Origin of the sequence: Pedobacter sp. V48, assembly GCF_000523515.1 — a bacterium.
GTDB lineage: Bacteria > Bacteroidota > Bacteroidia > Sphingobacteriales > Sphingobacteriaceae > Pedobacter.
The window spans coordinates 1-8,955 of sequence record NZ_AWRU01000019.1; the positions used below are offsets into that span (position 1 = coordinate 1).

An 8,955-nucleotide genomic window follows, 5' to 3' on the forward strand; every position below is an offset into this window, starting at 1 on the left:
CAATAAGCTAGGCCATAAAATTTGTCCGGTTATAAAGTTAACCGGACAACAGTGAAATAAATTCAGCATGACGATTGTACCTAAAACAGCTTTTCTTGCGGTGGCTTAATACCTGCCAATCTAAGATATACAGTTGTTTGCCCCCTGTGGTGTGCCTGATGTTCAAAAACTTTAGCCAGAGCCAATCTTTTAGTCATATCGAATTTTCCAAACAATTTGATAGATTCATCGAGTTGCGCATCTGTCATCTTTTTTATATTATCGATCACAAAATCGTAGCTGGCCAGCACCAAATTGCTCACATTGGCTTTGGATTTATCATTGGTTTTTTCCAGATCTCCCTGCCCAACCGGGCTTTTAGTGCCTGTAACAGCCGAAACAAAACCATAGTTCGCATCTCCCAGGTGTAATACCTGTTCGGCAAAAGATCGCATTTCCGGTGTCGGCTTTAAAGTATAACCACTTTCTGGCATTGCATCCAGATATTCCTTAGTATAAGCTTTTGACCTTTCCCATTCCTTTACCAGATCAGTTACTGTTACTTGCGCCTTTGCCWWWKRKCTGMMKAKSRKYRARCAKNGKAMMRMGGSTARANCTTTTAAGTTTCATGTTTTTTTGGATTTTAATTGAGTATTTAGACTTTTGCTTCTTATAAATTTACTGTTTTTCAAACAATTAAGCTAAGTTAAGTTCTTGCCCTTGACCCGTTGTGATCAAACTAAATAGGCTTTGCTGAACAATTTGCCGCCATGCACTTGAACAGGCATCAAAACACTCTACTTCAGGAGCTAATCCCTGATGCGTAAAATTTAACCTGGTTTTGTTTCCTTCGTTTGAGATTTCAAAAATGATTTTTGTATCCGTCCATTCATTTATGTCCTCGGTAAAGTTAAGTGCGCTTTCAGTAACCAGCCATATTACTTTCTGATCAGGCACCATTTCCACTACCTTTTGTTTTGAATAATGAAATTCTTTATAGCGGTAAATGAATTCATCGTTAATTTTTTCTGATCTGCCGGTAATTTCTCCCGGCCACCAATTTTGAGGGTTGTTTACTGCATCAAAAACTTCTTTCTGTGTTTGAGCTACCAATATTGAGGTAGTGAAATCGAATGTTTTCATAGTTATTTAATTAATCTTTAATGATTAATCAAATTTACAGGCAATTATACTGCTTGGCATAGGCCAAAATAGACATTATAACGGGTTGATTTGGACGGGCAAAAAATAAAAACAATACTACCTATTGTTTCGTACGAAAAAATTCCTACATTAGATTTATGAAAGCAGCATCCGAAACTGAAAACAGCAAAATTGAACCTACTAAATCAGAACTTGAAATACTCCAGGTATTATGGGAATATGGTCCGTCGTCAGTTAGATTTGTAAATGACAAATTAAATGAACGCAGGGAAATCAACTATACTTCTACTTTGAAGCTGATGCAAATCATGGCCGAAAAAAAAATCCTGAAAAGAGATGAAAGCGCTGTAAAGCACATTTATCATGTTACAGAAAACGAAGAGAAAACAAAGCATCACCTCTTAAAGAAATTTGTAGACGCGATGTATAATGGTTCTGCGAGTAAGCTGGTAGTACAACTATTAGGAAACGGGAGCACCACAAAAGAGGATGTGGAAGAGATTAGAAATCTGTTAAACAAAATTAATGAGGAATAACTAATTATTCATTTTCAATATGAAACATCAACTGATACAAGCAATTTGCGATACTTTGCTACAATCTCTGTGGTTAGGTCTGGTACTTTCTGTGGTTAGCGGTTTAACTATCATTTTTACACGGAGGTCGAGTGCCAGGTTAAGGTATAGATTACTGACTGGATATCTTTTAATGTTTACCTTGGCCACAGGCTTGATCTTCCTTTTCCATCTGGCTGCTCCAGATGGGATTAACGAGGTATATAATCAGACAATTGACTCAAGTGAGAACAATATTCTTTTTTCCGGCTATCAATATTTGAATTCAAGATCAGAGATCATTGTGCTTGTTTGGTTTTTAATGATTTGTATCAAATTTACCAGGCTTGGTGTGGGATTTTATAACCTGTATCGTCTGAAGCGCGAACAGTTGATACCGTTAGGAAAATACTGGGTAGATAAGGTCAGTTATTTGTGTGAGATATTGGAGATTAAAAATAAAATCACTGTAGTTGAATCTGGGATTGCAAAAATACCAATGGTTCTTGGTCATTTAAAACCGTTGATTTTACTTCCGGTCGGCTTAATGGCTAATTTATCCGTTGCCGAGGTGGAGGTAATTTTACTTCACGAGTTAAGTCATATTCGACGTAGGGATTACCTGGTTAATGTATTGCAAAACTTTCTGGAGCTTATATTTTTCTTTAATCCGGCAGTTTTATGGATATCAACGCTGATTAAAGCAGAAAGGGAAAACTGCTGTGATGATATGGTGATAGCCACTAAACAGAATAAAACAGTCTATATCAATGCTTTGCTTTCTTGCCAGCAGTATCAGGTAAATCAGCGATTTGCAATGATGCTTGCTGCCAACAGAAATAGTTTAGTTGGACGTGTGAGGCGGATGGTTTCAAATGATAATCATACTTTGAGCGGCATAGAAAAAAGCTTGCTGACAGTTTGTTTGGTAACAGCGGTTGTACTGACAGCAGCATTTTCGTCTGTTGGTTCACAAAGTGTAAGTAAGCCTCCTGATCGCATGATTACACCTGCGGAGAAACATATAATTGAACCAAGACAGACCGACACATTAAACCTTCGGAAAAAACAGAACCCCAGGCCGGCAAAGAAAAGGGTTAAACTTAAAAGAAGTAATTCTTCGAAGTTGGCAACAGCAAATGTTGTGCAGTCTGAAGTAATTAAGATAAAATCTGATCAAGCGAAAGCGAGGTTTGAAGAAGACAGGAAAAGGTCTGAGGTAAATAAGAGAAGATCTGAAGAAGCAAGAGCTAGATCAGATGAAGCAAGGGCGAGAGCTGATGAAGCAAAGATAAGATTGGACCAAGCCAAAATAAGAATAAATGTAGCTAAAACAAGGGCCGAAGAGGTCAGAATTAGAGCTGAGGAGGTTGCGGTACGATCGTCTAAGTTACGTGTAAAAATAGAATCTTCCGGGCCTAAAGTAAGTCCTGGTCCAACAGGTCCCATAGGCGAGCCTGGACCAATAAGCCGACCTGGCCCAACTGGAGATTCACCGAGATAAAACTTATAGAAAAAGCAAAATATCTGAGACTTAACAAATAACAATTATTTACTGCAAAATTTAGAAATCACTAAAAAGTGAGAGGAAACCTATTGCCTAAAATTTAGAAATTTTATGAAAAGAGACTTATTAACGATAGCTTTTGCGCTATCGTCGGTGACCCTATTTGCCCAAAAAAGCAGCCTTACCGGTGTGCTGATTGACAGCGCCAACCAAAAAATGACCATTAATTATGCTACAATTTCCATTTTTAAGGGGCAGGACACTGTTTTAACGACCTACAAACTGTCTGACGACAAAGGTTTGTTCAAGATTTCAAACCTGGAAGCTGGAACAAAGTATCGCCTGGTGGTAAATGCCTGGCAATATTTGGTTTTACGTAAAGAGGTTACCTTAACTACAGCAGGCAGCAATGTAGATCTGGGGAATCTGCTAATGTCTGTAAAAACAAATGCTTTAAATGAGGTGGTTATCTATTCCGAACGCCCCCCTATCATTGTACGAAAGGATACTATTGAGTTTAATGCCGGATCGTTTAAAACACTTCCTACCGCTGTGGTAGATGATTTGCTAAAAAAACTTCCTGGCGTAACTGTTGCAGCAAATGGCAGTATACAGGTAAATGGTAAAGATGTCAGTAAGATATTAGTTGACGGAAAAGAGTTTTTTGGAGGGGACCAACAGATTGCGACCAAGAATCTCCCTGCAAATATCATAGATAAAGTTCAGGTGACCGACGATCAGGAGGCCAAAAGACAGGATCCGGATCTATTAGCCGGAAATGTGCCACAGGTAATCAATTTAAAGCTAAAGAAAGCCATTAAGCAGGGTGCCTTTGGTAAACTTTATGCCGGTGGCGGCCTAAAAGAGCTCTATGAAACAGGTGGCATTTTAAATTTTTTCAGGGATACTACACAACTAAGTCTGCTGGCTTATGGCAATGATGTGAACAAACCAGGTTTTAACGTTGGAGAGATTTCTCGTATTGGCGGATTTTCCAGAAGCGGCATTAATTCTATGTATACCAACAGTGATGGGGCTGCTTTTGTAAATGACATTTCATTTGGAGGCTCTTCTGCAGGAGTGCAGCGTTCAACCGGGGCTGGTGCAAATTTTAATACGCTTACCAACGGTGGGATAAAAGTAAACGGTAAGTATTTCTTTGGGTCGATCGATAACTACCTGCAACAGATCATTGATGCTAATCAAAATCTGGGTATTGAAAAATTACACACCACAACCAATTCCAATCAACGCAACAAGAATTATAACCACAACATTGGTGCTAAGGCGGAATGGCAAATTGATACGCTGACCAAGCTCACACTGGAGCCTTCTGTTGTTCTTCGTACCGCCCGCAACAATGGTTTTCAACAAACCGAAGCCAGGAACGCCATTGGCATTTTACTTAACAATGGCATAAATGATAGTAGATTGCGGGGAGCAAATACAGAGTATTATTTTAACAGTAACTTCTGGAAAGACTTTAAGAAACCGGGAAGAACTTTCTATGCCGCTTTAGGCATCAATAAAAGAGATAATCTTAATGATAATTTTAATGTGGCGAAGAATGATTTCTATAATCCGCCTTCAAATAGTGTAACAGATCAACTAAGAGACAATAACATCAGTAATTTTGGATTGGACTTAAATGCCAACTATGCTGAACCAATTAGCAAGGTATTGGCACTAAGTTTTGCAATTGGCGGCAACTATCTGGACAATGAAAATGCACTATTTACTTTTTATAAAAACCCACTCAATCAGGCTTACGATATAGCGGTTCCTACCCTATCAGAAACAGTTACTCAAAGTGGATATAAAAGCAATTCACGCGCAAGTTTGAAATGGAAGATTACCAAGGACTTTAACATCCAGCCAGGTTTTGTACTTAATACCATTGACTTGCAAAACAACTTCAGCAGCGCAGCCTCATTTGAACAGCATTACCGGTTCATTGCCCCCTCGTTGACAGTGAGGTACAAGACCTTTAGTTTGGATTACTCCCCTTCTTTCAGAGAACCAGATGTGAAATACATTCAACCTGTGGCCAATAACTCTAACCCCTTGTTCGTACAGGAAGGCAACCCTAACCTGAGACCCGCAAGAACTCACCAAATTGGCACAAGGATATCTAAGTATGATACAAAACGCTCGCTCAATTACTTCTACAATGGCTTTCTAACATTTCAGAAAGATGCAATTGTGATGTCGAGGGTAATACGTGGCAATGGTGTTCAGGTAAATACTCCGGTTAATGAGGACGGCATATGGCAGTTTAATGGCGGTGGATTCGCAAATAAAGAGATTAAAAACGGCAAGAACCAGTTTACGTTTGGAGGTGGTTTTTGGCTAACCTATAACCATGATATTGTATTGGTCAATTCAGTAAAAAGCTTTTCCAGCAATATAGCTTTAACCCCAAGACTCAATACCCGGCTTAATTTAAATGATAAGTTTGAGTTTGCTGAAACCTATAACCTGGGTATTAATAAGAGTTCTTATGATGATCCTTTTTATAGTGATCTGAATTTTCTGGTGCATACAGGTGAAACAGAAATGGTTGTTCGTTTTCCAAAAAAAATGGTTTGGGAAACAAGCTTTAAGTTACAGTACAATACCCAGACCGTAGCTGGATTTAACAATACCATTCAGATTTGGAATGCCGGCCTTACATTCTTGTTTCTGAAGAACGACAAAGCTCAATTGAAGTTCGCGGTAAATGATATTTTAAATACCAATACAAGGAGGTCTATTAACATCAGCGAGAATTATATCAGGGATATCAGCACGAATAATTTAGGCCGTCATGGCCTGCTAACTTTAACTTACAACATTCAGAATTTTGGAGGCAAGGTTGGTGGCAGAGATACTTTTTTCAGGTTCTAAATTGTTAGGCATATGAGCAACGTTATCCCGGGGAAAGATACCTCCTATCGTCGGGATAAGGGACACTTTAATCAATCAATGCTTGCTTTTCAGGATCATTTAAATACTCAAACATTAAGTCAATTTGCCCGGCCAGCACCCTATCTTTTGAAAGCTCAGGTAAACCACCTTGTTTGAAAAAGCCCATATCTAAAATATCAAATGCCTGATTATACTCTCCGCTTGTAATTTCACATTGAATAAAGAGCTTGTACACATAATCTAACTGAGGAGGATGAGGATGACAACGCTTATCCAACACAGCTAATAGCTTTATCGGTTTAACACTAAAGCCCGTTTCTTCTAAAGCTTCTTTTACTGCGGCTTCTGTTGGAGATTGCCCAATATCTGCCCATCCGCCTGGCAAAGACCATTTGCCGTCTGCTTTCTCTTTGACCAGCAAGATTTCATTTTTGTCGTTAAAAATAACTGCCCGTATATCTACCTTGGGGGTAATATATTCCTTTGCTGTGCTAAAATAGCCAGCCAACTGATCTGATGGCAATCCGGTTGCCATGTTCATCATTTCCAAACTGATCTGCTCCAATTCCCGATATCGCTCGATATCATATTCGTTGTTGGCGTAAGTTAAACCCAAATGGGCAATGGATTTGAGGCGTTTAGCATAATTTAAAATCAGTGACGACATAATTAAAGAAGTTTTATTCCAGCTTTACGGTAAGGTTGCAACAATATATCCTCAGGGTCCAGGTTGGTAACCATCAAGTCAATTGCATCAGTTTTACATATTTCGATGGTTGATATCGCATTCAATTTTTCGGTGGTTGGTACANACSWTYWNCTRRTYRCYMRNTWTCAMYRMTGYSYRTTTTAACATCGGCTTCTTCAAGCACGGGATCCGTTACACCCTGGTCGATATGCAAACTGTGTACACCGAGCACGCTGATATCTGCATGCAGTGTACTGTACTTTTTAAGTACATCGAAACCAGTGGAAACTTTTGACTTTTTGGAAGCCCTCCCTCCTGCGAAAATGAGGTCGATATTCGGAAAATCAAAGGTTAGGTTGGCGATGGGATAACTATGGGTAATGAGTGTTAGTTCAATGTTCCGTGGTAAATAGCTGGCAATTAGAAAAGGTGTTGTACCTCCATCAAAAACAACAACCTGCCCATCTTTAAACAGGCGTGCTGCTTTTTGGGCAACAATGCGTTTCTCTGTATTTGCGTAGATTTCCCGTTCCTGATAAGTAACTGGCAGTATAGCTCTAGGCTGTGCCCCACCCTTCACCCTGGCTATTAGGCCAGCATCGGCCATCTCACGGATATCACGCCTTATGGTATCTTCTGATGTTTGCAGTTTTATGGCCAGTTCCTGGTAGCTAACCTGATCGTTTAGCCGAAGCTGATCGAGGATATGTTGCTGCCTTTTGGATTTTGTCATTGCTATTTATTTGCATCAAAAATACAAATAAATGAAACATATTTGCATATTTTCTACAATAATATGCTAAATAATTGCATTACAGATGTTAATTAAAAGATATCAGCATGACGAACGGCCATATTCCGTTTGTGACCGTCCGTATCTGATTAACGGCTTTTCCCATCAACCATATCTCACGATTACCGATTTTCACCAGAATTGACTCAGACCTAGTCTGAACCGGAGCTAATCAAGCATCAGGTATTTCAGGTTCTACCAATTTAATTAGTTTTTCAATTGATTCCTGCCAACCCAGATAACACATTTCGGCTGGGATTACAGCAGGTATTCCTTCTTGTAATACTTTTAGTTCTGTACCCACTGATGTTTTTTGAAACCAAACGGATGTGGTCATTACTCCCGGCAGGTTTGGATCGTCAAATTTGTCTGTATATTTCAAAAACTCACTTGGTTTAACTTCTATATATTCTCCACCAAATGAATGGTCATTACCAGTTGTGAAATTTTGGAATGACATTCTAAATGTACCACCCACCTTAACATCCATATTGTGTACGGTACAAAGAAAACCATAAGGTGGTAACCATGAAGCGATAGCCAAGGCTTCGGTGAAGGCACGATATACCTTTTCAGGCGATGCCTTAATAACTCTGTGCAATGAAACTTTGTTGTCTGACATAAAAGTAGTTTTTAGTATTGATTTATGTTTATGTTAATTTTCTTTAACAAATATGCAAGTAAAAACAGGCATTGATCAGGGGCATATACGACAATTTCACGATCAATTTGCGACATATTAGCCATTATAGCCTTAAGTTTGAGATCCTCATTTTGGCTACAAAAACCCTCAATTAGCCTACAAGCAGACTATTGCATCTATTGACCTTTGTTGTATCATTTATTTAAAATATAAAATCATGACACATCAAAAAGATAATTTAAATGCAAATAAGGTTTGGTTCATCACGGGCGCTTCCAGGGGTTTCGGGCGCGTTTGGGCTGATGCAGCATTAAAACGTGGCGACAATGTTGCCGCTACCGCACGCAGTTTGGAAAGTATAGCAGACCTGAAGGAAAAGTATGGTAAAAATGTATTGACTTTAGAACTCGACGTCACAAATTCCCAGCAGGTAAAGGCGGCGGTGGAGCAGGCCCATGACCATTTCGGTCGACTAGACATTGTACTGAACAATGCCGGCTATTCATTGGTAGGGACTATTGAAGAAGCCGGCGCGGATGACATTCGCGCGCTTTATGAAACCAATATTCTTGGCCCGGTTGCAGTTATACAAGCCGCTCTACCATTACTTCGGGAACAAGGATTTGGTCATATACTCGGAACATCAAGTAATCTGGGTCATGTAACCCTACCGGTTATCGGCTGCTACAGTTCATCAAAATGGGCATTTGAAGCCATACA

Annotated in this window: 8 protein-coding genes and 1 pseudogene; 4 read left to right on the plus strand and 5 right to left on the minus strand. The window is 39.3% G+C overall.

Annotation, left to right across the window (positions count from 1 at the left end; genetic code table 11):
* Positions 1-80 precede the first annotated feature (80 nt).
* Entirely contained in the window at positions 81-527 is a 447-nt protein-coding gene (locus tag N824_RS16315) for a DinB family protein (RefSeq protein ID WP_084498363.1), read from the minus strand.
* Between the two features lie 148 nt (positions 528-675).
* Positions 676-1,122 (minus strand): SRPBCC domain-containing protein, encoded by a 447-nt coding sequence (locus tag N824_RS16320; RefSeq protein ID WP_048906229.1) that lies wholly within the window; start codon positions 1,120-1,122, stop codon positions 676-678.
* Positions 1,123-1,280: 158 nt separating this feature from the next.
* On the opposite strand from N824_RS16320, the gene N824_RS16325 reads away from it, so the two are divergent.
* The 3 genes from N824_RS16325 to N824_RS16335 all read left to right on the plus strand — a co-directional run bounded on the left by N824_RS16325 (position 1,281) and on the right by N824_RS16335 (position 6,090).
* Entirely contained in the window at positions 1,281-1,679 is a 399-nt protein-coding gene (locus N824_RS16325) for a BlaI/MecI/CopY family transcriptional regulator (protein WP_048906230.1), read from the plus strand.
* A 19-nt stretch (positions 1,680-1,698) separates the two neighbouring features.
* Positions 1,699-3,201 (plus strand): M56 family metallopeptidase, encoded by a 1,503-nt coding sequence (locus N824_RS16330; RefSeq protein ID WP_084498364.1) that lies wholly within the window; start codon positions 1,699-1,701, stop codon positions 3,199-3,201.
* A gap of 114 nt (positions 3,202-3,315) precedes the next feature.
* Complete coding sequence (locus N824_RS16335; RefSeq protein WP_048906232.1) at positions 3,316-6,090, plus strand: outer membrane beta-barrel protein; 2,775 nt, start codon at positions 3,316-3,318, stop codon at positions 6,088-6,090.
* Positions 6,091-6,157: 67 nt separating this feature from the next.
* Here N824_RS16335 and N824_RS16340 read toward each other — a convergent pair whose 3' ends face one another.
* The 3 genes and pseudogenes from N824_RS16340 to N824_RS16350 form a co-directional block, all read right to left on the minus strand.
* Positions 6,158-6,778: an NUDIX hydrolase gene (locus N824_RS16340; protein ID WP_048906233.1), complete on the minus strand. Its 621-nt coding sequence runs from the start codon at positions 6,776-6,778 to the stop codon at positions 6,158-6,160.
* A gap of 121 nt (positions 6,779-6,899) precedes the next feature.
* Positions 6,900-7,532, minus strand: a pseudogene (locus tag N824_RS16345) (DeoR/GlpR family DNA-binding transcription regulator).
* Between the two features lie 232 nt (positions 7,533-7,764).
* On the minus strand, positions 7,765-8,214 hold the full coding sequence (locus N824_RS16350) for an SRPBCC family protein (RefSeq protein WP_048906235.1): 450 nt from the start codon (positions 8,212-8,214) through the stop codon (positions 7,765-7,767).
* Positions 8,215-8,452: 238 nt separating this feature from the next.
* Here N824_RS16350 and N824_RS34360 point away from each other — a divergent pair.
* A partial coding sequence (locus N824_RS34360; protein ID WP_048906369.1) for an SDR family NAD(P)-dependent oxidoreductase occupies positions 8,453-8,955 on the plus strand: 503 nt, incomplete at its 3' end.

Coding starts and splice junctions, on each gene's coding strand:
- N824_RS16335 (WP_048906232.1), top strand. CDS start 3,316: ATGAAAAGAGACTTATTAACGATAGCTTTTGCGCTATCGTCGGTGACC.
- N824_RS16350 (WP_048906235.1), bottom strand. CDS start 8,214: ATGTCAGACAACAAAGTTTCATTGCACAGAGTTATTAAGGCATCGCCT.
- N824_RS16340 (WP_048906233.1), bottom strand. CDS start 6,778: ATGTCGTCACTGATTTTAAATTATGCTAAACGCCTCAAATCCATTGCC.
- N824_RS16325 (WP_048906230.1), top strand. CDS start 1,281: ATGAAAGCAGCATCCGAAACTGAAAACAGCAAAATTGAACCTACTAAA.
- N824_RS16330 (WP_084498364.1), top strand. CDS start 1,699: ATGAAACATCAACTGATACAAGCAATTTGCGATACTTTGCTACAATCT.
- N824_RS16320 (WP_048906229.1), bottom strand. CDS start 1,122: ATGAAAACATTCGATTTCACTACCTCAATATTGGTAGCTCAAACACAG.